Origin of the sequence: Acerihabitans sp., assembly GCF_036398755.1 — a bacterium.
In the GTDB taxonomy this organism is placed as follows: Bacteria; Pseudomonadota; Gammaproteobacteria; order Enterobacterales; family Enterobacteriaceae; genus Acerihabitans.
The window spans coordinates 1-25057 of record NZ_DASWOM010000108.1 but is presented as its reverse complement, the minus strand read 5'-3'; the positions used below and the strand labels follow the sequence as shown (position 1 = coordinate 25057).

At 55.9% G+C, this 25057-nt stretch carries 26 protein-coding genes; 13 read left to right on the top strand and 13 right to left on the bottom strand.

The window, feature by feature from the left end:
- Positions 1-297: 297 nt before the first annotated feature.
- Positions 298-798 (top strand): hypothetical protein, encoded by a 501-nt coding sequence (locus VGC33_RS18215; protein ID WP_331122190.1) that lies wholly within the window; start codon positions 298-300, stop codon positions 796-798.
- Positions 799-1267: 469 nt separating this feature from the next.
- Here the strand turns inward: VGC33_RS18215 and VGC33_RS18210 are convergent, their stop codons facing one another.
- Entirely contained in the window at positions 1268-1402 is a 135-nt protein-coding gene (locus tag VGC33_RS18210; protein ID WP_331122189.1) for a hypothetical protein, read from the bottom strand.
- Positions 1403-1531: 129 nt separating this feature from the next.
- On the opposite strand from VGC33_RS18210, the gene ybjM reads away from it, so the two are divergent.
- Positions 1532-1900: an inner membrane protein YbjM gene (gene ybjM, locus VGC33_RS18205; protein WP_331122188.1), complete on the top strand. Its 369-nt coding sequence runs from the start codon at positions 1532-1534 to the stop codon at positions 1898-1900.
- Between the two features lie 57 nt (positions 1901-1957).
- On the opposite strand, the gene VGC33_RS18200 is transcribed toward ybjM, so the two are convergent.
- Positions 1958-2224, bottom strand: coding sequence for a GrxA family glutaredoxin (locus VGC33_RS18200; RefSeq protein WP_331122187.1), 267 nt, complete (start codon positions 2222-2224; stop codon positions 1958-1960).
- A 239-nt stretch (positions 2225-2463) separates the two neighbouring features.
- Here VGC33_RS18200 and rimK point away from each other — a divergent pair, with 239 nt between their 5' ends.
- The 8 genes from rimK to rlmC all read left to right on the top strand — a co-directional run bounded on the left by rimK (position 2464) and on the right by rlmC (position 10488).
- The gene (gene rimK, locus VGC33_RS18195; RefSeq protein WP_331122186.1) at positions 2464-3366 is read left to right on the top strand and encodes a 30S ribosomal protein S6--L-glutamate ligase; all 903 of its coding nucleotides are present in this window, start codon (positions 2464-2466) and stop codon (positions 3364-3366) included.
- Between the two features lie 270 nt (positions 3367-3636).
- Positions 3637-4116 carry a YbjN domain-containing protein gene (locus tag VGC33_RS18190; protein ID WP_331122185.1) on the top strand — a complete coding sequence of 160 codons (480 nt, stop codon included), beginning with the start codon at positions 3637-3639 and terminating at the stop codon, positions 4114-4116.
- Between the two features lie 378 nt (positions 4117-4494).
- Positions 4495-5607 carry a spermidine/putrescine ABC transporter substrate-binding protein PotF gene (potF, locus tag VGC33_RS18185; RefSeq protein WP_331122184.1) on the top strand — a complete coding sequence of 371 codons (1113 nt, stop codon included), beginning with the start codon at positions 4495-4497 and terminating at the stop codon, positions 5605-5607.
- 124 nt (positions 5608-5731) lie between these two features.
- Positions 5732-6865, top strand: a complete 1134-nt coding sequence (gene potG / locus VGC33_RS18180; RefSeq protein ID WP_331122209.1) for a putrescine ABC transporter ATP-binding subunit PotG — start codon at positions 5732-5734, stop codon at positions 6863-6865.
- A gap of 15 nt (positions 6866-6880) precedes the next feature.
- Positions 6881-7843 (top strand): putrescine ABC transporter permease PotH, encoded by a 963-nt coding sequence (gene potH, locus VGC33_RS18175; RefSeq protein WP_331122183.1) that lies wholly within the window; start codon positions 6881-6883, stop codon positions 7841-7843.
- Positions 7840-8685 (top strand): putrescine ABC transporter permease PotI, encoded by an 846-nt coding sequence (gene potI, locus VGC33_RS18170; RefSeq protein ID WP_331122182.1) that lies wholly within the window; start codon positions 7840-7842, stop codon positions 8683-8685. The genes potH and potI overlap by 4 nt, the downstream gene beginning before the upstream one ends.
- A gap of 71 nt (positions 8686-8756) precedes the next feature.
- Complete coding sequence (locus VGC33_RS18165) at positions 8757-9281, top strand: YbjO family protein (RefSeq protein WP_331122181.1); 525 nt, start codon at positions 8757-8759, stop codon at positions 9279-9281.
- A gap of 55 nt (positions 9282-9336) precedes the next feature.
- Entirely contained in the window at positions 9337-10488 is a 1152-nt protein-coding gene (rlmC, locus tag VGC33_RS18160; RefSeq protein ID WP_331122180.1) for a 23S rRNA (uracil(747)-C(5))-methyltransferase RlmC, read from the top strand.
- Here rlmC and artM read toward each other — a convergent pair.
- The 6 genes from artM to VGC33_RS18130 form a co-directional block, all read right to left on the bottom strand.
- Positions 10465-11133, bottom strand: coding sequence for an arginine ABC transporter permease ArtM (artM, locus tag VGC33_RS18155; protein ID WP_331122179.1), 669 nt, complete (start codon positions 11131-11133; stop codon positions 10465-10467). The two genes, rlmC and artM, sit on opposite strands and share 24 nt — an antisense overlap.
- Positions 11133-11849 (bottom strand): arginine ABC transporter permease ArtQ, encoded by a 717-nt coding sequence (gene artQ, locus VGC33_RS18150; protein ID WP_331122178.1) that lies wholly within the window; start codon positions 11847-11849, stop codon positions 11133-11135. Before artQ ends, artM begins: the two co-directional genes overlap by 1 nt.
- 9 nt (positions 11850-11858) lie before the next feature.
- Positions 11859-12590: an arginine ABC transporter substrate-binding protein gene (locus tag VGC33_RS18145; protein ID WP_331122177.1), complete on the bottom strand. Its 732-nt coding sequence runs from the start codon at positions 12588-12590 to the stop codon at positions 11859-11861.
- Positions 12591-12606: 16 nt separating this feature from the next.
- Entirely contained in the window at positions 12607-13335 is a 729-nt protein-coding gene (gene artP, locus VGC33_RS18140; RefSeq protein ID WP_331122176.1) for an arginine ABC transporter ATP-binding protein ArtP, read from the bottom strand.
- A gap of 228 nt (positions 13336-13563) precedes the next feature.
- Positions 13564-14112, bottom strand: coding sequence for a lipoprotein (locus VGC33_RS18135; protein WP_414636958.1), 549 nt, complete (start codon positions 14110-14112; stop codon positions 13564-13566).
- Between the two features lie 167 nt (positions 14113-14279).
- Positions 14280-15323 (bottom strand): hypothetical protein, encoded by a 1044-nt coding sequence (locus tag VGC33_RS18130; RefSeq protein ID WP_331122175.1) that lies wholly within the window; start codon positions 15321-15323, stop codon positions 14280-14282.
- A gap of 150 nt (positions 15324-15473) precedes the next feature.
- Here VGC33_RS18130 and VGC33_RS18125 point away from each other — a divergent pair, with 150 nt between their 5' ends.
- Complete coding sequence (locus VGC33_RS18125; RefSeq protein WP_331122174.1) at positions 15474-16379, top strand: N-acetylmuramoyl-L-alanine amidase; 906 nt, start codon at positions 15474-15476, stop codon at positions 16377-16379.
- Here the strand turns inward: VGC33_RS18125 and ltaE are convergent.
- The 5 genes from ltaE to cspD form a co-directional block, all read right to left on the bottom strand.
- Positions 16341-17393, bottom strand: coding sequence for a low-specificity L-threonine aldolase (gene ltaE / locus VGC33_RS18120; RefSeq protein WP_331122173.1), 1053 nt, complete (start codon positions 17391-17393; stop codon positions 16341-16343). The two genes, VGC33_RS18125 and ltaE, sit on opposite strands and share 39 nt — an antisense overlap.
- 101 nt (positions 17394-17494) lie before the next feature.
- The gene (poxB, locus tag VGC33_RS18115) at positions 17495-19216 is read right to left on the bottom strand and encodes a ubiquinone-dependent pyruvate dehydrogenase (RefSeq protein ID WP_331122172.1); all 1722 of its coding nucleotides are present in this window, start codon (positions 19214-19216) and stop codon (positions 17495-17497) included.
- A 96-nt stretch (positions 19217-19312) separates the two neighbouring features.
- Positions 19313-20212 (bottom strand): LysO family transporter, encoded by a 900-nt coding sequence (locus tag VGC33_RS18110; RefSeq protein ID WP_331122171.1) that lies wholly within the window; start codon positions 20210-20212, stop codon positions 19313-19315.
- A gap of 134 nt (positions 20213-20346) precedes the next feature.
- Positions 20347-21315 carry a VirK/YbjX family protein gene (locus VGC33_RS18105; RefSeq protein ID WP_331122170.1) on the bottom strand — a complete coding sequence of 323 codons (969 nt, stop codon included), beginning with the start codon at positions 21313-21315 and terminating at the stop codon, positions 20347-20349.
- 339 nt (positions 21316-21654) lie between these two features.
- Entirely contained in the window at positions 21655-21876 is a 222-nt protein-coding gene (gene cspD, locus VGC33_RS18100) for a cold shock-like protein CspD (protein WP_132922666.1), read from the bottom strand.
- Between the two features lie 367 nt (positions 21877-22243).
- On the opposite strand from cspD, the gene clpS reads away from it, so the two are divergent.
- Entirely contained in the window at positions 22244-22564 is a 321-nt protein-coding gene (gene clpS, locus VGC33_RS18095) for an ATP-dependent Clp protease adapter ClpS (RefSeq protein ID WP_331122169.1), read from the top strand.
- Between the two features lie 27 nt (positions 22565-22591).
- On the top strand, positions 22592-24865 hold the full coding sequence (gene clpA, locus VGC33_RS18090) for an ATP-dependent Clp protease ATP-binding subunit ClpA (RefSeq protein ID WP_331122168.1): 2274 nt from the start codon (positions 22592-22594) through the stop codon (positions 24863-24865).
- The last annotated feature ends 192 nt before the right edge of the window (positions 24866-25057 follow it).

The following is a 25057-nucleotide window of genomic DNA, read 5'->3' as shown; positions in this document are numbered from 1 at the left end:
AACTAAGCGGAACGAATAAAATATAAACGCCAAACGTTCATTACATAGCCGCTTTTATAGTAATAGCAGTAACGAAAAACGGTAAGGGTATGAAAATAGTAAAATGTATGGGCGGTTGAAATCAGAAGAACATAATATAGAATTTATCCGTGACATTCATGCGCCATGTTGGTTTTTTTTGATCCATGTCGATTATTTACCCGCAAAAGTCCTGTCGCAGTCTATCAATAATGATAATAAATTCCGTTATAGAAATTGCAATGGTTAATTAGCGTTAAAGTTAACTAAGGTCTTAATATGGTTGATATTTTAATCTGGATAAATATAGATGCCTGCTTGTATCATTATCGGGCGGCAAGATTAACCCGGCGGCGGGGTTATATTTTTATCACCGGGAATGCAACGGGCGGTGAATGCCTCACCCGAGTGATAATAAAATTGAATCATATATTAGTTATTGAATTAGTTTTATGTGATTTTATTATGCCATTATTTATTGGCAACGGAACAGCGGCGTGGATGTATGGTAAAGGCAAAGGTATGGACGTAGGGCGGTCTATTGTTGGCCCGGTCGGGAGACGATGGCGCGGACAGCGCGAGACGTACGGCGCTGGAATGGGCAGGAAGGGTTGGCAGCCGCTTTGCCGGGTGGCGGTAGGTGAATGCCGGACAATAAAAAACCCGAAAGTCTTGAACCTAATAGGCGGGACGATCGGGCTCCTCAATTTGGGGACATCAAAGAAAAGCAGTGGCACATATTCAGACTGCGGGCATAAGCGAAAGTTCTGCTTAAGATAAAAAAAACCCATCTCTCCCCCGGCCTTGCGTGCTTCACCCAGGTTTCGTGGCGCCCTCGGGCGGGAGCGCCGCCCGCCCGAGGGCGCGGGAAGCGGCGCCAGGCAATGTGCGGGCGCCACTAATGCACAAGATTAATGTGAGACCCTCGCCGCGCAAGGCCAGTCACCATAAGAAAAAACTGAAATTTATTATTTAGCGACCTGGCGCAGGGCATATATGCTGCCTTATCCTGGCAGATGCCCATTTTAAACGCCGGGTTTCGAACCCAGGCTGAAATTATTTTTTTGCCGCAAAAAAGCCAGGCTAATGACATGGTTGGACCCTGTTTCACTTTATTGTATGACTATAGGGCTGTGATTTCCCTCCCACAATGAATAACAAAAGTACATTGTTAATTAACAAATCAGCCACGTTAACATGCATGGGCGATAACTTTATTGTTACTACCAACTATTTGATAATTATGAGTTTATAAAGTATATTCAGCAAATAAATCTTTGAATACATCATTAATGTCGGCAAGGAATTGCGCCGCTATTTGACCGCTCGGCGGCTTTGAACTTTTGCGTCTTCTACCCGCCGCCGCCGGGAAAATAAATCCCATTTTACCGCGCCTGGGAATTTTAGCCGTCGGCGCGGCGGGGGTGATGGCGCTAAAACATTAAATTATCGGGTTATCGCGGCCTTTTATTCATGGCGTTTTGATCGCGGCGTTCATTATGGGAGGCAAAAAATGGTGCTTTACCGGCATTGGGCTGGAACCATAAGCAGTGCTGTATTGTTTGGCGTAATCTTTGCCAGCCAGCTAAGCGGCTTTACGGTGATGAAGAGCGGAAATCACGGCGCCGCGTTGGGTTTGCTGCTGTTCTTGCTTCCCGGCGTCGTCGGCAGCCTGTTGCTGCATGAAAATAAAATCATCAATCCGATCCTGGGCGCCCTGATTGCCTCACCCTTTTGCCTGCTGCTGTTTTTTCTCAGCCATGGAGCATCCATAAGCTTATGGTATCAGCTCGCCTATATGTTGAGCGCGGTGTTCTGGTGCGGGTGCGGCGCGCTGGGGTGCTATTTTGTCGGCGTCATGTTTAACGGGGCGGCGCATTGACACCGGACAAAAAAAAGCCAGCTCGGCTGGCTTTCCTATCTCATGACGAGGTGCGGATTACTGCTGGTACAGGCTGAGATTTTCTTTTGCGTAAGCTTCAAAATCCGTGCAGCCGCCGATATGAACCTCGTCGACAAAAATCTGCGGCACGGTTTCAACGGTTTTACCGACTGTTTTCGACAGATCGGCTTTAGAAATGCCTTCCGCATGGATATCGACGTAACGGAAAGAGAAGTCATCCCGTTCGGCCGTCAGTTTTTCAGCCAGCTCTTTAGCGCGAACACAATAAGGACAGCCCGGACGTCCAAAAATGACAGCAAACATATACACTCCTTAACGCATGGAAAAAATTGCAACGAATTTGCACTCGGTTACGCTTCTTGTTGCCGACTACTATGCCTGTGACCTGGATCAAAAAAAAGCGGTAATTACCTTTTAGTCCGATGCCTACAGCCTATCTGTTCAACGCGCGGGCGATCCGCGTTTGGACGCTAAACTTTACTCGACCACCGCGCCGGGGCGGATTAATATGAGCCGGTCCACCTGACCAATCAGGGTAAAAAGTGAAAATAGCCATTTTATCCCGGGACGGCACCCTGTTTTCCTGCAAGCGCCTGCGGGAAGCGGCCGAATCCCGTCGTCATAGCGTGGATATCATCGATCCACTTTCCTGTTATATGCATATCAATTGCGCCGCGCCCGCCATTCATTACCGCGGCCAACGCCTGGCGCATTACGATGCGGTCATCCCGCGCATCGGCACCGCCATTACCTTTTACGGCACCGCGGTCCTGCGCCAGTTTGAAATGCTGGGCAGCTTTGCGCTGAACGGCTCGACCGCCATTACCCGGGCGCGGGATAAACTGCATTCTCTTCAACTGCTGGCGAAAGAAGGGATTGATCTTCCGGTTACGGGTTTTGCCGATTCCCCGGACGATACCGGCGACCTGATTGCCATGGTGGGCGGGGCGCCCCTGGTGTTGAAGCTGGTGGAGGGCACCCAGGGGATCGGCGTGGTGCTGGCTGAAACCCCGCAGGCGGCCAAGAGCGTCATCGACGCCTTTCGCGGCTTAAAAGCGCAGTTTCTGGTGCAGGAATATATCCAGGAGGCGAAGGGCTGTGATATCCGGTGCCTGGTGGTGGGAAAACAGGTGGTGGCGGCTATCGAGCGCCAGGCCGAAGCGGGAGATTTCCGCTCCAATCTGCATCGGGGCGGTTCGGCCCGCAACGTTGTCATTACCCCGCGGGAAAGGGCGGTGGCCATCAAGGCGGTTGCCACCCTGGGACTTGACGTGGCGGGCGTTGATATCCTGCGGGCGCGGCGAGGGCCGCTGGTGATGGAGGTCAACGCCTCGCCGGGGCTTGAAGGGGTGGAAACCGCCACCGGCATCGATATTGCCGGCATGATGATCGAATATATCGAACAGCATGGCCAAAAGAGGTTAAAAGGGGCCAATACCCTATAATTTCCCCCGGTCGCCGGCAAAAAGAACATTTTCAGATTTTGTCCCGAAGGGCGTGCATTGGTCTTACCCATTACGGCCCGCCGGACAGCTATCCATTACAAATCAACATGATGATATTTAGCGCCCGACGCAGCGCCAGTCCTTGCCATAGCTGGCCGGACGGCCCGTCCGACGGTTAAAAGAATTTCCTGCTTTTGTCCATGGCACCTTTGACAATTATTCCGTAAGCTATGCCCCGTTTCACTTTTTTTCATTTAGAGGTTGGCCGTTATGGATTCACTTATTGTCCCGGATCTGGACATCCTTAGACGCTGGCTGGAAAAGCTCAGTCTGACGTTTTTCGAGTGTGACTCCTGCCAGGCGTTGCATCTGCCGCATATGCAAAATTTTGACGGTATCTTTGATGCAAAAATAGATTTGGTCGACAACGTCATCTTGTTTTCCGCCCTGGCGGAGGTGCGTCCCACCGCCCTGATTGCGCTGGTGGGGGATTTAAGCCAGATCAACGCCAGTTCGCTGACGGTGAAGGCGTTTATTGATATCCAGGACGATAATTTGCCCAAGCTGGTGGCTTGCCAGTCGTTAAGCATCGAAGTAGGGGTGACCTTCAGCCAGTTTAAACATTTTATGCAGCAGTCTGAAGAACAGATCTCCATGCTTATCCTTGAGGCGCGCGCCAATGATTTGCTGTTTATCGACGCAGAAGAGCAACCCGACGATCAAAAACATGCCCTGCCGATAATCCATTAAAATGCCGCCTGGCGCAGGCGGCAGCCACGTCCCTCCTCATCCCCCATCATTTATTCTGTCGCAACGGCCGATCGGGCGAAGATCCTTTGTCATTCTGCATGCCATGCCGGATTTGATAACGATTAAGTGAATAATTAATCGTTTTGAACCATTTTTTTTGCGGACCGCTGGCGTCGCACTGGCGCTGCGGTTATGCTGGCGATGCTGCGCTTAATCCGTCGGCCGAGGGTTTATTTTAACCTTATCTCCCATGCCCTGCCCGCGGGAGAGGGGCTATTCACGGTGCCGCCAACAGCCGCTGCGCTTATTCAAGCACTGTATAACGGCGACGTTTTACAGATATTTGTTTTATTGACTGGGATCTGGAGGAAGCAACGGATGTTCACCCAACGAAAAAAATGGCTGTCGGGTGTGGTTGCCGGCTTGCTGATGGCCGCGTCCGTCACCGCCTCAGGGGCGGAACAAAAAACGCTGCATGTCTATAACTGGTCGGATTATATTGCGCCCAACACCGTGCCGGATTTTGAAAAACAAACCGGCATCAAAGTCATTTACGATGTTTTCGATTCCAATGAAGTGTTGGAGGGAAAACTGATGGCCGGCAGCACCGGCTTTGACGTGGTGGTGCCTTCCGCCAGTTTCCTGGAGCGCCAGTTAACCGCCGGGGTATTCCAGCCGCTGGATAAAAGCAAACTGCCTAATTATAAAAATCTTGATCCGGAATTGCTGAAACTCATCAGCCAGCACGATCCCGATAACAAATATGCCATTCCCTATATGTGGGCTACCACCGGCATCGCCTATAACGTCGATAAGGTCAAAGCCGTTCTGGGAGCGGACGCGCCGGTAAACAGTTGGGATCTGGTGTTGAAACCGGAAAACCTGGCCAAATTGAAAAGCTGCGGCGTCTCATTCCTGGATGCGCCTTCGGAGATATTCGCAACCGTCCTCAATTACCTGGGAAAAGATCCCAACAGCGCCAATGCCGCTGATTATACCGGACCGGCCACCGATCTGCTGTTAAAACTGCGTCCCAGCGTGCGTTATTTCCATTCCTCGCAGTACATTAATGATTTGGCCAATGGCGACATTTGCGTGGCAATTGGCTGGGCCGGGGATGTGATGCAGGCTGCAAATCGCGCCAAAGAAGCGAAGAACGGCGTTAATATTGCCTATAGTATTCCGAAGGAAGGCGCCCTGGCGTTTTTTGACGTGTTGGCCATCCCGGCCGATGCCAAAAATACCGACGAGGCTTATCAGTTTCTTAATTTTCTGATGGACCCGCAGGTTATTGCCCAGGTCAGCAACCAGATATTTTATGCCAACGGCAATAAAGCGGCCACGCCGCTGGTCAATGAAGAGGTTCGCAATAATCCCGGCATTTATCCGCCGCCCGAAGTACGTGCGAAGCTGTTCAGCCTTAAAGTCCAGCCACCGCAAATCGACCGTGTTATCACCCGGGCCTGGACCAAGGTCAAAAGCGGCAAATAATCCACCGGCCGCGGATTTAACATCACGCTCATCCACAGGCGGTGCAATACCGCCTGTTATGCTATTTCTGAGACGGTAGCCGATTAACTCTTATCCGTTTCTTCTGTTCCGGAGAGTCATGTTAGTGAACGATGCCATACCCCGCCCACAGCCCAAAACCCAGAAAATGGTGACGCCATTACTGGAGATTCGCAATTTGACCAAAACCTTCGACGGCGAAACGGCGGTCGATGATGTCAGTTTGACGATCTATAAAGGGGAAATGTTTGCTTTATTGGGCGCGTCAGGCTGTGGTAAATCCACGCTGTTGCGGATGCTTGCGGGTTTTGAACAACCGACCCATGGGCAGATTGTGCTCGATGGACAGGATCTGTCCCATATGCCGCCGTACCAGCGGCCCATTAATATGATGTTCCAGTCCTATGCGCTTTTTCCGCATATGACGGTGGAGCAGAATATTGCCTTCGGGCTCAAGCAGGATAAACTGCCGCGCGCCGAGATTAAACAACGCGTGGCGGAGATGCTGGCGATGGTGCATATGCAGGAATTCGCCGCCCGCAGGCCTCATCAGCTTTCCGGCGGCCAGCGCCAGCGCGTGGCCCTGGCGCGCAGCCTGGCAAAACGGCCAAAGTTATTGCTGCTTGACGAACCGATGGGGGCGCTGGATAAAAAACTGCGCGACCGGATGCAGCTTGAGGTGGTGGATATCCTTGAACGCGTCGGGGTGACCTGCGTCATGGTGACCCACGATCAGGAAGAGGCCATGACCATGGCCGGGCGCATCGCCATTATGAACCGGGGCAAGTTCGTGCAAATCGGCGAGCCGGAAGACATTTATGAGCACCCCAACAGCCGTTTCAGCGCCGAATTCATTGGTTCGGTCAATATGTTCGATGGCCTGCTGGTGGAACGCCACGATGACGCGCTGATTATCCAAAGTCCCGGCCTGGTGCATCCGCTCCAGGTGAACTCCGATGTCTCGGTGGTCGACGGCGTGCCGGTGCATGTGGCGCTGCGGCCGGAAAAAATCATGTTGTGCGACGAGGTGCCGGAGGACGGCGTTAACTTCGCCGTCGGCGAGGTGGTCAATATCGCCTATCTGGGCGATCTTTCCATTTACCACGTGCTGCTGCAAAGCGGCCAGACCATCAGCGCGCAGCTGCAAAATGCGCACCGTTACCGCAAAGGCACGCCGACCTGGGGAGATGAAGTGCGTCTTTGCTGGGATGCGGACAGCTGTGTTGTGCTGACGGTGTAGGGCAGGGGATAAATCATGTCTGTTTCTGACCAGAAGTTACCGCCCCCGCCGGCCATCGAGGGGGCCAACACCCCGCGCATCTTAACAAGGCTGCAAATGCGTCATGGTCGCAAGGCGGTGATTTTCCTGCCCTACCTGTGGCTGCTGCTGCTGTTTTTGCTGCCCTTTCTGATCGTTTTCAAAATAAGCATGGCGGAGATGGCCCGCGCCATCCCGCCTTATACCGACCTGGTCAGCTGGTTGGACGGCAAGCTGGATATTTCCCTCAACCTGGCTAATTATCTGCAACTGCTGGACGATCCGCTGTATATCGAGGCCTATCTGCAATCGTTGCAGGTGGCGGCGGTTTCCACCTTTTTCTGCCTGCTGATAGGCTACCCGATGGCCTGGGCGGTGGCGCACAGCAAACCCTCTACGCGCAATATCTTGCTGCTGCTGGTTATCCTGCCGTCGTGGACGTCCTTTTTGATCCGGGTCTACGCCTGGATGGGGATCCTGAAAAACAACGGCATCCTCAATAACGTCCTGCTATGGCTTGGCGTTATCGATCGGCCTTTGGTTATCCTGCATACCAATCTGGCGGTGTATATCGGCGTGGTGTATGCCTATCTGCCGTTTATGATCCTGCCTATTTATACCGCCCTGACCCGGCTGGATTATTCCCTGGTGGAGGCATCACTCGATCTCGGCGCCCGCCCGCTGAAAACCTTTTTCCAGGTCATCGTGCCCTTGACCAAAGGCGGCATCATCGCCGGCTCGATGCTGGTGTTTATTCCCGCGGTGGGTGAATACGTGATACCGGAATTGCTGGGCGGTCCCGACAGCATCATGATCGGGCGGATTTTATGGCAGGAATTCTTTAACAACCGTGATTGGCCGGTGGCGTCCGCGGTGGCGGTCATCATGCTGCTGCTGCTGATTGCGCCGATAATGTGGTTCCATAAACATCAGAATAAAACCCTGGGGGACCATGCATGAATACGCTACCCGTCATACGCTCGCCGTGGCGCATCGTGATTTTGATTATCGGCTTTACATTTCTGTACGCGCCGATGCTGATGCTGGTGATCTATTCGTTCAACAGCTCCAAACTGGTCACGGTGTGGGCCGGATGGTCGACGCAGTGGTATGGGGTGCTGATCAATGACGACGCGATGCTCAGCGCCGTGTCGCTTAGCCTGACGCTGGCGGCCGCCACCGCCACCATGGCGGTGATCCTCGGTACCCTGGCGGCGGTGGTGATCGTGCGTTTCGGCCGCTTTCGCGGCGCCACCGGCTTTGCCTTTATGCTGACCGCGCCGCTGGTAATGCCGGATGTGATAACCGGCCTGTCGCTGCTGCTGCTGTTCGTGGCGCTCGGGCACGCCATCGGCTGGCCGGCGGAGCGCGGCATGTTCACCATCTGGCTGGCGCACGTGACGTTTTGTACCGCCTATGTGGCGGTGGTGGTGAATTCCAGGCTGCGCGAGCTGGATGAATCCATTGAGGAAGCCGCTCTCGATCTCGGCGCCACGCCCATCAAGGTGTTTTTTATCATCACGCTGCCGATGATTGCGCCGGCCATTGTCTCCGGCTGGCTGCTGGCCTTTACCCTGTCGCTGGACGATCTGGTGATTGCCAGTTTTGTCGCCGGTCCCGGGGCCACCACCTTGCCGATGCTGGTATTCTCAAGCGTCAGGATGGGGGTCAATCCGGAAATCAATGCCCTGGCCACCATCATCCTGGGCGTGGTCGGGATTATCGGCCTGATCGCCTGGTGGCTGATGTCCCGCGCCGAAAAACAGCGCCAACGGGATCGACGGCGGGCGTTACGTGGCTGAATGCGCTGATTACTGCTAGTCTTTATCCTGGTACCGCTGTTTAATATGGCGAAATTACAAGGAGAAGGACCATGTCGGAGATCCTAAGGGGCGGCAATACCGAGTACCTGCATTTGCGCCTTCTAAAGCGGGTTGCGGCGCAAAGGACGCGATTGCGCGGCAACGCGCCGGTGGCGGTATTGATTGCCGGCAGCGCCATCGTCGCCACCCGCTGCCTGGGCATGCTGATGTTGACCAATAGCCTGGGTGTGGAGGGGGTGCGCAGTTTTATCGATACCAGCAGCCGCTCGTGGGATTTGACGCTGCTGTTCCTGGCAAGCCTGACCGTGCTGTTTGTCGAATTGCGCTGCGGCTTTGCGGTGATGCGCGGTCTTGGCTGGTCGCGCTGGTATTTTGTCGTATGCCAGGGCCTGAGCGCCGGCTATTTATTCCTGGCCACCTGGAACGGCTTTTATCCCGAAATGTTCGCCCTCTCGGGCAATAGCGCGGCTGAGATCGCAGGCGAACTCCTGATGCATAAATTGCCGGATATCGTGATCATGCTGTTATTATTCGCGCCGCTCTCCAGCCGGCGCTTTTTTAAACGCGGCCGGTGATTTTTACGCGCAACCGATGGTACAATGCGTGCCCGTTTAACCGGCCGGAAAAATTATGCATTGCGAGCTCTCGAGCGTCGATGGTTGCCAATCCTGCCAGTGGCTGGATAAGCCCTACGCCCGGCAGCTGGCGGACAAACAGGCCGCCCTGGCCGGGCTGCTGTCGGCCATGCCGGTCGGGCAATGGCTGGCGCCGGTCGCCTCGCCGCAGACGGCGTTTCGCAATAAAGCCAAGATGGTGGTCAGCGGCAGCGTGGAGCGCCCGGTGCTGGGCATCGTGGCGCGCAACGGCCAGCCGCTTGACCTGTGCGCCTGCCCGCTCTATCCCGCGTCCTTCGTCCCGGTTTTCGCGCTGCTGAAAACCTTCATCGCCCGCGCCGGCCTGACGCCCTACAATGTGGCGCGCCGACGGGGGGAACTCAAATTCCTGCTGTTGACCGAAAGCCGCCATGACGGCGGCATGATGCTGCGCTTCGTGCTGCGGTCGGACGCCAAACTGACGGGGCTGCGCGCGCAGCTGCCCTGGCTGCGCGCGCAATTGCCCCAACTGCGGGTCATATCCGCGAATATCCAGCCGGTGCACATGGCCATCCTCGAGGGCGAAACCGAAATCATCCTGAGCGACGACGCGTCGCTTGTCGAGTGGCTTAATGATGTGCCGCTGTTTATCCGTCCGCGCGGATTTTTCCAGACCAATCCGGCGGTCGCCGCCCGGCTGTATGCCACCGCGCGGCAGTGGGTGCGCGAGCTTGGGATAGGCAGCCTGTGGGATCTTTTTTGCGGGGTGGGGGGCTTTGGGCTGCACTGCGCGGGGCCGGATATCCGCCTGACCGGCATTGAAATAAGCGCCGAGGCGATAGCCGGCGCGCGCCAGTCGGCAGCGCTGATGGGGTTGACCCAGGTGCGCTTCCAGGCGCTGGATTCCACGCAGTTCGCCCGTTCGCGGGCAGAGGTTCCCGATCTGGTGCTGGTCAATCCGCCCCGGCGCGGCATTGGCGCGGATTTATGCAACTATCTTGACGACATGGCCCCGGCCTATATCCTTTACTCCAGCTGCCAGGCGGAAACCCTGGCCAGGGACCTGGGCGCCCTACCGGCTTACCACATCGTCAAGGCGCAGTTATTCGACATGTTTGCGCATACCGCCCATTACGAAACGCTGGTCTTGCTGCGGCGCCGGCCGTCAGTTGCGCCGCTCGAACCGTAATGCCCGGTGCTCGATCAAACGCATCAGCAGGGTCAGCACGCCGTTAACGCACAGATAGATAATACCCGCCGCGCCGAATACCATGACGTCGTAGGTGCGGCCATACATGAGCTGCCCGTGCCCCATGATGTCCATCAGCGTAATGGTGTAGGCCAATGACGTACTTTTGAATACCAGCACCACTTCATTCGAGTATGACGACAGCGCCCGTTTAATGGCGAAGGGCATCAACAAGCGCAGGGATTGCATGCGCGACATGCCGAGCGCCGCGCATGACTGCCACTGTCCGGCGGGAATGGCGCGCACGGCGCCGGTGAAAAGCTGGGTGCTGTAGGCGGCGCTGTTAAGCGCCAGCGCCACCATGGCGCACAGCCACGGCTGCGAGACCAGCGCCCATAGCCAGGGAATGGCGCGCAGGGCGGCGAATTGACCCGGTCCGTAATAAATCAAAAAAATCTGCACCAGCAGCGGGGTGCCGGTAAACAAGGTGATGTAAATCCTGATTAACGGCGTCAGGACCGGGGTCTTAAGGCTGATAACCAGGGTAAACAGCAGCGCCAGCAGCAAGGCAATGACGATGGCGCACAGCGTCAGCGTCAAGCTGGTGGGCAGGCCCTTGAGCAGCTCGGGCAGGTAGGCCAGCATCAGGAAGCCCTCGTTTCAAAGCGGGTGGCGCGACGTTCCAACGCCCGCAGGATAATCTGGCTAAGCAGGGTGATGATCAGGTAAACCGCCGCCGCGACCAGGTACCAGGTAAACGGCTGCTGGGTAAAGCTGACGATGCTCTTGGTTTGCAGCATCAGGTCGTTAACGCTTATCAGCGAGACCAGCGCGGTGTCTTTCAACAGCACCAGCCATTGATTACCCAGGCCGGGCAGCGCATGGCGCCACATCTGCGGCATCACCAGACGGAAAAAGACCGTGCTTTTTTTCATGCCCAGCGCCTGGCCGGACTCCCACTGCCCCTGCGGTATGGCTTTCAGCGCGCCGCGCAGCGTTTGCGACGCATAGGCGGCATACAGCAATGCCAAGGCGATAACGCCGCAGACAAAGGGGCTGACGTTGAAATTATCGATGGGCAGGCGCACCGGAATGCGCGCCACCAGCAGGTCGAGGCTAACGCCGTCGGCAAGCGTTACCAGCAGCTGCGACGCGCCGAAATAAATAAACAGCACCACCAGGATTTCCGGCAGGCCGCGCAGCAGCGTCACCACGGCGGTGCCGATAAGCCCCAGCCACTTCCAGCGGGCGGATTCCCAGGCGGCAAAACACATCGCCAGCAACAGTCCGGCCACCAGCGCGCATAACGCCAGGCCGACGGTGGTCCCGGCGGCGCTGGCTATCGGTTGAAGTTCATTCATGAAGGGCGATTACTGCTTAAACCATTTCTGGTAGATAACCTGGTAGGTGCCGTCCTGTTTGACTTTTTCCAGCGCGCCGTTGAACTGGTCGCGCAGCTCATTATTGTTCAGCCGCATGGCGATGCCCAGGCCGGTGCCGAAATAGGCTTTATCGGTGATCTTGTCCCCGACGGTGGCCAGGTCGGCGTCTTTCTTCAGCCATTCATTGACCACGGCGGTATCGCCGAAGACGGCGTCCAAACGACCGTTTTTCAGGTCCAGGATGGCGTTCTGATAGCTGTCGTAAGGCACGGCGGTGATTTCCGGATGTTTATCCAGCAGGAATTTCTGATGGGTGGAGCCGTTCTGCATGCCGACACGCTTATCTTTCAACGAGGCCAGATCGGTGAATTTGCCTTTTTGCGCCACGAAAATGGCGGAATTTTCATAATAAGGCTGGCTGAAAGTCACCTGCTGCAAACGGTCCGGCGTGATATCCATACCCGAGATCACCGCGTCGAAACGACGGAATTTGAGGCTTGGGATCAGGCTGTCGAAAGCCTGGTTGGTAAAGGTGCATTCGGCTTGAATCTGTTTGCATAACGCATTGGCCAAATCGATATCAAACCCCTGGATTTTATTATTGGCATCGACAAACTCAAACGGCGGGTAGGAGGCTTCGGTGGCAAAACGAATGGTCTGCGCCGCGGCGGCGGAAGATGCGATCCCTGCCAGTACCGCGGCAATTATCAATTTTTTCATTTTTTTATTCCAACAATTAATGCGACAAATAGTGAGCAAACGCCTCGGTGTGGGGGGCGGCGAAATGCGTGGCATCGCCTTGTTCCACAATGCGGCCGTTTTCCATATACACGATGCGGCTGGCAGTCTTACGCGCTACCTCTACTTCATGCGTCACAATCACCTGCGTGATGCCGGTTTGGGCCAGTTCACGAATGATGCTGACGATTTGTGCGGTTATTTCCGGGTCCAGCGCCGCGGTAGGCTCATCAAACAGCAGCACCTGCGGTTCCATCATCAACGCCCTGGCTATCGCCACCCGCTGCTGCTGACCGCCGGACAGATGCAGGGGAAAACGATCGGCAAAATCGGTTAAACGCAGGCGATCAAGCAGTTTGTCCGCGCGTTTGTCGGCCACGGCGCGCGACAGGGCCAGTACCCGGCAGGGCGCCTCGATCAAATTCTGTCGCACCGTGAGATGCGGCCAGAGATTATATTGCTGGAACACCATGCCGACATTTTGCCGCAGCTCGCGAATGGCTTTCTCGCCCGGCGCATGGTGAAAATCGAACTGGTTGCCGGCGATCGCCAACTGACCGGCGCGCGGCATCTCCAACAGGTTGAGTACCCGCAGTAGGGAGCTTTTACCCGCGCCGCTGGGGCCGAGCAGCACCAGCGTTTCTCCCGCCGGGCAGTCAAGGGTAATATCAAACAGTGCCTGGGTGGCGCCGTAAAAACAGTCAATGCGGTTTAGTTGAATACTCATGCGAAGAAACTGAATAGCCATTAAGGCGGCAGATGTTAACGTCGACAGCCGCCCGATGCAATCTGCCGTGATTAAAATTTACATTTAGGAGCGTAATAATATCACGAACAGCACAAAACGTCATGCCTCACCGGCGGATGACCGCGATGTGCTGACTTTTAACGCAACGGGTGGCGGACATCCTGGCAGCGGACGCCGCCGGCAGCCGGAAAGGCTGCCGGCGATCGGCTAGCGCTCTTCCAGCGTCTGGCGCAGGGTGCCGGCGGGATGGGCGGATAAGGTGCCCAGGTAACGCACGTCGTCGATCGCCCAGCAGGTGCCTTCGCGGATCATCAGCACCTCATCCTGCCAATGTACCGTCTGGCCGCCGCCGCTCTGGACGCGGCTCAGATCGACGCGCAGGGGGATATTTTTCGCATCGGTATTCAGGATATGCGAGGCGCTATGAACCTCCGCGGCCGACGGGCCGTCGGCTTTGCTGCTGAAGATATCGCCAGGCGGCAAGGCGCCAAGCTTAGCCTGCGCCTTGCGGTCGGCGGTCAGCACCTGGAACAGGCGTTCGCTGAGATAAGGGCGGTATTGTCCCAACTGCGCGGCGGTGGGTTTCCCCTGCGGCTGTGCAATGCGCAGGGTGTAGAACGCCTGCGCCACCTCATCGGGCCCGCCGTCGACGCAGGGCGCGCTGCGGGTGCCGATATCCTTGAACGCCGGTTCAACCTGGGTGCATGCGCCAAGTAAAAATGCCAGCGGCAATAGGGCATAAAGATTTTTTTTCATTATTCACCTGCATGATAGAGGATGGCGGTAGATCAGTATCAACGAGTATAGTGAAAAATCAGATGGTTGTACCCATGCGGGCACGTTTGGCTAAAGGCGGGGAGAGGCCCGGCGCGAAGTCGAACGCGCCCGGCGCTGCTACTCTGGGTCAAGGATTGCGTGAGGCCTTATGCGACTGTTTTATCAATCATTCCCATAAGAAAGTTCATGAAATTTTTACTAAGAAACGTCGCGCCTGAGGTATAGGCCTTGGCGTGTTTCCCCTCGGATGGAGAGGATATCTCAGGCTCCGGCGGCCGCGCCGGCTTCAGTTTATTTAAATAATTGAGCGTCTGGGCAATGACTTTTTCAGGCGAAGGCACATCCTTGAATTTCGCGACATAGACTCTGTGGCTTATCTTCCAGATAAATTCGGCATCATTGCATAGTTTTTTAACGCCATTGCCAATCAAAGGATCGGCAATTTCATTGCCCGGATCGGCAAAAAATTCGAAAACGGCTTTGTAAATAGAGGGATTGGCAAGTTTATGGATATCATTTTCACGGCCTGAACCGTCTTTGTAGTTTAGCTTTTTATATATTTCATTAGACCATCTTTTCCTTGATTCATTTATGCCAAGCGTTTGGGTAATACGCTTCCCCTCATCTGTGGTTATATATTTATCTATGGTTTTATTGATGACGGCACCAATATAGGTCCTTGATTCTTGCGACTTCCATGCCTCATTTGTGCCTCCGTTAGTGTTGATGTGGTTATGCAAAGTATCGCGTAATTTATTAAATATTACCCGAGAGTAGTAATCTTCCGCGCTATCGGTAAATTTATCACAGGATTTTTTATTTGGCGGTTGGTTTTTTTGGAAGTCCATAAAACTACGTTGTGACGAGAGTGAGAAGACACGGTGCATAATAATATTTTTTACCTTCCGGCATGAGTCGACCAGGCGGGACATACATTGTTTCAGTATCGTCACCGTTTCCCGGTGGGAATATCCAGGCGCATGACAAAATCGATTTGCCGGGTCAGCGGCGTCGCCGACAATGTCAGCATTATTTAAATTTGACGTTTTGCCCGTAAGGGTACAGACATTTTTTATTGCCACAAAGGACTTTACGAATCTATTTTCAGTTAAGTTTTTGTAGACTGCGGGAAAAATACTTTCTTTAATGGGATAAACGTTGATAATTGGGAAAAACCAAGAATGAGCCATGATATTCACACTTTCCTTATGAGTAAAGGGCAGTATTATCATGTAGACTGTATAATCAAAACTTAAACAGAATAGCCGACGTAATTCATTCCCTGCATTTTTATGCCGATTTGTTGCGGGAGAGGGTCATTCTGCAGGATAAAATTTCTCATGGATGCTGGTAATTTGAACATCAGGGGCGCGGGTTTTTGCGCCGTTAGAGCATCGACCAGGGCATTATGGCTTGGTTTGGCCCTGCTTTGCGCCGGCACCGCCGGTTGCCAGCAGGGGATAAAACCGCCGGTCGTCCAGACGGCTTACCGGATAGACGATTCACGGCGCGCCGGCGGCGCGGATGAGCGGATACAGTTTTTGGTGCTCCATTACACCGCCGAGGATTTTGCCGCGTCGCTAAGCACCCTGACCACTGAGCAGGTAAGCGCCCACTATTTAATTCCCGTATCGTCCGCTCAGGCGCGGGGCGTCCCCACCGCGCTGCGGCTGGTGGATGAATCCCGTCGCGCCTGGCATGCGGGCGAGAGTTTTTGGCGCGGCCGCACCCATCTTAACGATACCTCGATTGGCATCGAAATCGAAAACCAGGGTTATCGACCCACCCTGGCGGGCTATCGCGCAACGTCCTACCCGCCCCGGCAGATAGCGCTGCTGATAGCCCTAAGCCGGGACATCGTCAGCCGTTACCATATCCTGCCGGGCAATGTGGTGGGGCACAGTGATATCGCCTGGCGGCGCAAGCAGGACCCCGGCCCGTTATTCCCCTGGCGGCAATTGGCGGCGGCCGGCGTCGGCGTCTGGCCGGATAGGCAACGGGTAGATTATTTCCTGGCGGGGCGCGACCCTGATGCGCGGGTGGCGATGGCGGGCGTGATGACGCGGATGGCGCGCTACGGCTACGATGTCTCGCCAGAACTGCCGTCGGCGCTCCGGCAACAAGCGCTGGCGGCGTTCCAGATGCATTTTCGCCCGCGGGATTTTCGCGGCCTGGCGGACGCGGAAACCGAGGCTATCCTGGATGCGCTACTGGAAATACACGCCGGTGAGCGGAGCGCCGGATAATTGCGCCTGATGCCGCAGGAACGCCTGCCAGCAGTCCACCACCTTCTCCAGATCGGCGCGGCTGGTATTTAAATGGGTGACCAGCCGGGTTACCGTGCCGGCGGCAATCAGGATATCATGCTGTTTCATCCAGGGGCCGAGCTTGGCGGCTAATTCCGCCGGCTGGCGGATAAACAGCATATTGGTTTGCGCGCCCGGGGCGATGATTTCCACGCCCAGCGCGGATAACCGCTGCTCCAGCCAGCGGGCGTTATCATGGTCTTCGCCAAGCCGCCGCACGTTATGCTCCAAGGCATAGCGGCCGGCCGCCGCCAGGATCCCCGACTGGCGCATCCCGCCGCCCACCATTTTGCGCCAGCGCTTGGCCTGGCTGATATAATCCGCGCCGCCGCACAGCAGCGAGCCCACCGGCGCGCCCAATCCTTTTGATAAACAGATGGTCAGGGTATCGCAATATTGCGTTATTTCGCTAAGCGGTACCCCAAGCGACGCCACGGCGTTAAAAATACGCGCCCCGTCGATATGCAGCGCCAGGCCGCGATCGCGGGTAAACTGCCAGGCCTGGCGCAGGTAGTCCTGCGGCAATACTTTGCCGTTATGGGTATTTTCCAGGCTTAACAGCCGCGTGCGGGCGAAATGAAAATCATCGGGCTTGATGGCCGCCGCCACTTTGTCCAGCGGCAGGGTGCCGTCGGCGTCGGCTTCCAGCGGCTGTGGCTGGATACTGCCCAGTACCGCGGCGCCGCCGGCCTCGAAACGGTAATTATGCGCCTGCTGGCCGACGATGTACTCTTCGCCACGCTGGCAATGGGTCAGCAGCGCCACCAGATTGGCCTGGGTGCCGCTGGGGAAAAACAGCGCCGCCTCCTTGGCGCCGAGGCGGGCGCCGTCGGCTTCAAGCGCCGCCACGGTGGGATCGTCGCCATACACGTCATCGCCGACCTCGGCTGACGCCATTAACCGGCGCATGGCATCGCTCGGCAAGGTGACGGTATCACTGCGTAGATCAATCATGCTCACTCCGTTACGTTCTAGATACGGGCGTTAAGACCCACGCCCAAATGACGTCGTCGCCCGGCCAGGGCGAATTCCCGCCGGACGCAACATGCCGGGCGCTAGCGCAGCCAGTTGGTTTTGGCCAATTCTACCACTTCATCGCCGCGTCCGTTAATAATGGCGCGCAGCATATAGAGGCTGAAACCTTTTGCCTGTTCAAATTTAATCTGCGGCGGCATGGCCAGCTCTTCCTTGGCGGTAATTACATCCACCACCACCGGTCCGTCGGTGGCGAACGCCTCGTTAAGCGCGGCGTCGAGATCGGCGGATTTTTCCACCCGGATGCCCTTGATGCCGGCGGCGCGGGCGATGGCGGCGAAATCAGGATTCTGCAGATCGGTCCCATCGGTCAGATAACCGCCCGCCTTCATTTCCATCGCCACGAAACCCAGTACGCTATTGTTGAAGATAACGATCTTCACCGGCAGCTTCATCTGCGCCATGGATAAAAAATCCCCCATCAGCATGGTAAATCCGCCGTCGCCGCACAGGGCGACCACCTGCCGCTTGGGATAGGCCGCCTGCGCGCCCAGGGCCTGCGGCATGGCGTTGGCCATGGAGCCATGGTTGAACGAGCCGATAAGCCGCCGTTGGCCGTTCATTTCCAGATAGCGTGCCGCCCATACGGTCGGCGTGCCCACGTCACAGGTAAAGATGGCGTCGCGGGCCGCCAGGCGGCTTACCTGCTGCGCCACGTACTGCGGATGGATGGGTTTGTCGCCGTTGGGTTTGGCCAGCGCGTCGAGATCGCCCCTGGTCGCGTGATAATGCGCCAACGCCTGATCGAGATGATGACGCGTGGTCTTTTCCGCCAGACGCGGCAACAATACCGCCAGCGTCGATTTCACGTCGCCGATAAGCGACATGTTCACCGCGCAATGCGCGCCCAGGCTGCCCGGATCGATGTCGATCTGGATGATATTGGCGTGGGTGGGATAGAAGGCGCGATAGGGGAAGCGGGTGCCCAGCAGGACCAGCGTGTCGGCGTTCATCATGGCATGATAACCGGACGAGAAGCCAATCAGGCCGGTCATGCCGACGTCATAGGGGTTGTCCCATTCCAAATGCTCCTTGCCCCGCAGCGCATGCACGATCGGCGCCTTGAGCAGCCCCGCCAGCTTGACCACTTCGTCATGGGCGCCGGCGCAGCCGCAGCCGCACATCAAGGTAATATTTTCCGCCTGGTTCAGCATAGCGGCCAGTTTTTCCAATTCTCCCACCGGCGGGACGCTCAGCGGCGGCTGTGGCGCATACCATTCCGGCTTATAGTCTTCCGGCGCCGGTTTCAGCGCCACGTCGCCGGGCAGCACGATAACCGAAACGCCGCGGTTAAGAATGGCCTTGCGCATGGCGATGCCCAGCACCTGGGGAAGCTGCTCCGGATTTGTGATCAATTCACAGTAATGGCTGCATTCGCGAAACAGCTCTTGCGGGCGGGTTTCCTGGAAATAGCCGCTGCCGATTTCGCTGGAGGGAATATGGGCGGCGATCGCCAGCACCGGCACCTGGTTGCGGTGGCAATCATACAAACCGTTGATCAAATGCAGGTTGCCCGGTCCGCAGGAACCGGCGCACACCGCCAGTTGACCGGTGACATGGGCTTCCGCCCCGGCGGCAAAGGCCGCTACCTCTTCGTGACGGGTGCCCATCCATTGAATGGTGCCCATGCGATTAAGGCTGTCGCTCAGGCCGTTAAGCGAGTCGCCGGTAACGCCCCAGATACGCTTGACGCCGGCTTGCTCCAAGGTTTTGGCAATGGCTGCCGCAACGGTTTGTTTCATGGTTTTCCCCTTTGAAATGAGCCAGGACTAAGACAAAAAAATCCCATGCCGGTAAAGCTTAGTCCTTTTAAACGGGGAAGTGCAGTACCTGACCTGTCAGGCGGAAAACAGCGCGATAAGAATCGGTGCCAGCAGGCTTAATAAAAAGCCGTGCACAATGGCCGCCGGCACCACCTCCAGGCCTCCGCTGCGCTGCAGCACCGGCAGCGTGAAATCCATCGACGTGGCGCCGCACAGGCCGAGTGCGACGCTGCGGCTGCGGCGCATCAGTCCGGGAATCAGCATAATGGCCAGCAGTTCGCGCACCAGATCGTTGAAAAATGCGGCGCTGCCCACCACCGGACCAAACGCGTCGGTCATTAAAATGCCCGACAGCGAGTACCAGCCGAAAGCCGAAGCCATGGCCAGGCCGGTAAGCAAGGGCAATCCCAGCAGCAATGCCGCGACCGCGCCGCCGATCATGGCGCTGGCCGCCACCACCAGGGCGATGATGCCCCCGCGCCGGTTCAGCAGGATTTGCCGCAGCGTCATGCCGCTGTTGCGCAATTGAATTCCCACCAGCAGCAACAGCAGGATCAGGGCGAATTCGCCGGCGCGGGAGGCGACGCCGAGCCAGTGCCAATGGGTCAGGCCGATAAGGAACCCCGCCACCACCACCAGGCAAAGCTTGAGGGAATCCATGGCCATGCGCAGCCGGGAAGGTGGCGCCTCCTGATGGCCCGGCGTCGTCCAGGGAGAGCGTTTTTCCAGCCACCACAGCGCGGCGGCGTTTACCGTCAGAATGCATAGGGCGCTGGTGCCGGCATACCAGGCGATCGTTAACAGGTTGGTGGCCAGGTTATCCAGAAAAGCCAGGCTGATGCCCATGAAAAAAAGGATGATATAGACCATGGCGCTCAACAGGCGATTAACGGCCCGCAGTATCGGTTGGCGCAGGCGCGGCAACAGGTAACCGAGAATCAGGGGAATAAGAATTATCAGCAGGCCGGAATACATGGCGGGGTCACATCCTTTTGCACGGCAAGAAACGCTGCCTTAAACTAACGAATACCGGGATTGCTGTAAAGGCGCGGGTTAATCCCGGTTCGCGCGGATGATCATTTTTAGCGGGAAGGCGGCGGCGTCTGGCGTCAGGAGATGGCCGGTTTTTCATCCTTGACGAAATGCGCGTTGATTTGCCGGGTGAGCTGGTCCAGGAGATCATAGCGGCGCCGGTATTCGGCGCGTTTTTTACTGGGCAATGTGTCTAGGGGTTTACGCGCAATGCACAGCGGCAATTGGAAATAGCCCTGTTCGTTGCTTTGGCCATTAAGCGATAACCAGAAATTGTCGTAATCAGCATGCAGGAACCGCTTTTTTTTGCAGCTATAACGTAAATCCTGGTACATGTGGCTGCCGTTGCCGACCGCAAGAATACGGGCGACGCCCAGGTTGGATGCCAGCAGCATGACCGCCTCCAGCGCCAGCCGTTTGGGGAACAGGCCGTGGCAGGACTTGGTGGCAAGCTGTATGGTCTCATGCTCCACGTCCCGCCGCGCGCCCTGCAAGCCGCCGATAAACAGGGTGGCGCCCTGTCCCGGGGTAAAGGCAAAGGTTATCTCGGCCAGCATGACGTCCTGTTCATCGCAAAACAGCACGGTGGCCTCGCCCTCGCGGTTCAAATGGTCCAGCGAGTCGAAGCGCAGGTAAAAGCGCTGGCCGTTCTTTCCCTCCAGCTCCGCCAGGATGACACCCGCGCGCGACATGTGCCCCTTGAGCAAGGGCTTGGGTAAATGCGACTGGATGTAGTCGTAATGGAACAGCAGGGCCGCCAAACGTTGTTCACTCTTCATATTTGCCGCCAGGTAGGGACGATGCAGCTTGCAGGGCAACCCCGGCTGCGTGGCCAGCATCTGCGGCAGCAGCGGAGACTGGGCCAGATACGCCAGCCAGGGCGCGGAGTGTTTAAACGTGCAGAGATAGCGCAACATAAACTTGCAGCGGTAGACTGGATGTTCCCATGCGATACCCGGTACCCGCCTGCCGCGAAACAGGGCAAGCGCCAATTGCCAACCGGTTAATGTATCTGGTTTTTCCAGACTGGTGACAAGCTGTGACATATCTGTATGACCTGGTTTAAACAAAAGCCTATTTCAGCAAAATGTTATTAAACGGAAGGTCAATGTCGAGGCGAGATAAACCAGAGATTATAATATGTTTACTATAGGTTTATGTTATTCAGGCGGGATTCCAGCTAAGCGGCGTCAACCGGCGCCATGGACACGGATGGGCGCCGGGAAATCATTAGTCAAGATAGTGATTGCCTCACACATAATTATGCTTGCGTCTTAAAATAAAAATGTTATACCTTGAGTATGCAGGGACCGGCGGCAAAAAAAATGCCAGCGCATCACTGGCATTTCACTAGCATCATTAGGCATTAATCGCGAGGCGCGTCATCAGGCAACAGTCTCGGTTTCAACAGGCACAATCAGGCTCGCATGGTTCCCCTTGGGACCTTGATGAACATCGAATCTGACCACTTGCCCGGCTTTGAGCGTTCGATAACCGTCCATTTGGATTGTTGAGTAATGCGCAAATATATCCTCGCCGCCGCTTTCAGGACAGATAAACCCAAAACCTTTGGCGTTATTGAACCATTTTACTTTACCCGTCTCCATGCTTCTACATCCCTCGCAACCGAATCTTATACGTGATGAGGATTGTTGACGCCGTAAGCCTGATTGGTCAAAACAGCAGCGGCTTACGCAAGTACACTCTAGAGGATAGGAAGCGCAGGTCAAGAGGATGCTGGAGGAGTTGGCTGATGACATTCTTAAACTTTGAAGCAGTTAACGATATTGACGCTTTTTTGACAAAATCTCAAGGCGCCGGCTGCAATCAAAATCCTATTATTGTTATAGGTTATAGCAGGCAGCTGTTTTGAACATCTGATGGTAGACTGATAATCATGATGGGGTTGCGCCATGAAGAGCCAAGCGGTCGCAACGATATATCAAGAAAGAGAAACGTACTGACGGAAAGACGATGGGCAACACTAGTGAAAGGCCGGGCGAACAGAATTTTGCCGAGGACCTGTTGAAAGATGCGGTAAAACCCCCATCAATGTATAAAGTTATACTTATCAATGACGACTACACTCCGATGGAATTTGTCATTGACGTGCTGCAAAAGTTCTTTTCTTATGATGTTGAACGTGCAACGCAACTGATGCTTACGGTTCATTATCACGGCAAGGCTATCTGCGGAGTCTACACCGCCGAAGTCGCCGAAACCAAAGCCGCTCATGTTAATCGTTATGCCCGGGAAAATGAGCATCCGTTGCTTTGTACGCTGGAAAAGGCCTGAACAGGCAATCAATTTGGGGAGGTGCCAATGCTCAATCAAGAACTGGAACTCAGTTTAAATATGGCTTTCGCCAGAGCGCGCGAGCACCGGCATGAGTTTATGACCGTGGAACATCTGTTGCTGGCCCTGCTCAGCAACCCTTCGGCGAGGGAAGCGCTTGAGGCGTGCACGGTTGACCTGGTGGCGTTGCGCCAGGAGCTCGAAGCATTTATCGAACAAACCACGCCAACCTTACCGACCAGCGACGAAGAGCGCGATACGCAGCCTACGCTCAGTTTCCAGCGCGTATTGCAGCGCGCGGTTTTCCACGTGCAATCTTCTGGACGCAGTGAAGTCTCCGGAGCCAATGTCCTGGTCGCCATTTTTAGCGAACAGGAGTCCCAGGCGGCATATCTGTTGCGCAAGCACGATGTCAGCCGGCTTGATATCGTCAATTTCATCTCCCACGGCACCCGTAAAGATGAAACACAGGCGCCGGGTCCTGAAAATCCGGTTAATGAAGAGCAGGCAGGCGGGGAGGATCGTATGGAAAACTTCACTACCAATCTCAACCAACTCGCCCGTGTGGGCGGGATCGATCCCCTGATTGGCCGCGAGCGGGAGCTGGAACGTACCGTGCAGGTGTTATGCCGCCGGCGCAAAAACAACCCGTTGCTGGTGGGCGAGTCCGGCGTCGGCAAAACGGCGATTGCCGAAGGCCTGGCCTGGCGCATCGTCCAGGGGGACGTGCCCGAGGTTATCGCCGACTGCACGATTTATTCGCTGGATATCGGCTCATTGCTGGCTGGCACCAAATACCGCGGCGACTTCGAGAAGCGTTTCAAAGCGCTGCTCAAGCAGCTTGAATCGGATAAAAACAGCATTCTGTTTATCGATGAAATCCACACCATCATCGGCGCCGGCGCCGCCTCGGGCGGCCAGGTCGATGCGGCCAACCTGATTAAACCGCTGCTCTCCAGCGGCAAGATCCGCGTTATGGGTTCCACCACCTACCAGGAATTCAGCAATATTTTCGAGAAGGATCGGGCGCTGGCGCGTCGCTTCCAGAAAATCGATATTACCGAGCCCTCGGTTGAGGAAACCGTGCAGATCTTGACCGGCCTTAAACCGAAATACGAGGCCCATCATGACGTGCGTTATACCGCCAAGGCGGTGCGCGCGGCGGTTGAGCTGGCGGTGAAATACATCAACGATCGCCATTTGCCCGACAAGGCCATCGACGTTATCGATGAAGCGGGCGCCCGCAGCCGGCTGATGCCGGTGAGCAAACGTAAAAAGACCGTTAACGTGGCGGATATTGAATCGGTGGTGGCGCGTATCGCGCGCATTCCGGAAAAAACCGTTTCGTCCAGCGATCGCGATGTGCTCAAGCATTTGAACGAACGCCTGAAGATGCTGGTGTTCGGGCAGGATAAAGCCATCGAGGCGCTGACCGAGGCTATCAAGATGAGCCGCGCCGGGCTGGGCCAGGACCATAAGCCGGTCGGGTCATTCCTGTTCGCGGGTCCGACCGGGGTGGGCAAGACCGAAGTCACGGTGCAACTGGCAAAAGCGCTGGATATCGAACTGCTGCGCTTTGATATGTCCGAATATATGGAACGCCATACGGTCAGCCGCCTGATCGGCGCGCCTCCGGGATATGTCGGCTACGACCAGGGCGGTCTGTTGACCGACGCGGTGCTCAAGCACCCGCATGCGGTATTGCTGCTTGATGAAATCGAGAAGGCGCATCCGGATGTGTTTAATCTGCTGTTGCAGGTAATGGACAACGGTACCCTGACCGACAACAACGGGCGCAAGGCGGATTTCCGCAACGTGATTGTCGTCATGACCACCAATGCCGGGGTGCAGGAGACCACGCGCCAGTCCATCGGGATGATACAGCAGGATAACAGTACCGATGCCATGGGCGAGATCAAGAAGATCTTCACCCCTGAATTCCGCAACCGTTTGGATAACGTGATTTGGTTTAATCACTTATCGCCGGAAATTATCCAACTGGTGGTGGACAAGTTTATCGTGGAACTGCAGGCGCAGCTCGACGCCAAGGGCGTTTCGCTGGAAGTCAGCGACGAAGCCCGCGACTGGCTGTCCACCAAGGGTTATGACAAATCCATGGGCGCGCGGCCAATGGCCAGGGTGATGCAGGAAAACCTGAAGAAACCGCTGGCGAACGAACTGCTGTTCGGTTCGCTGGTCGACGGCGGCTCGGTAACCGTCGAGCTGAACAAAGACAAGAAAGAGCTGAGCTATCGCTTCCTCAGCGCGCAAAATCGCAAAGCGGAAGGCGTGGTCCACTAAACCCGGATCCGCGGGTAACAGGCAAACTAAAAGGCGATGCTGAGCATCGCCTTCAGACTGCTGACAAAGTCCTGGCCCTTTGGCCAGGACTTTGATCTAATAGGGGTAGGCTAAAAAACGAGCTTATCCTGATGCTAAAAGAATCGTCCCCTCAGCAGTATCAACTCGAAATGGTCACCCTCGAAGAACTGG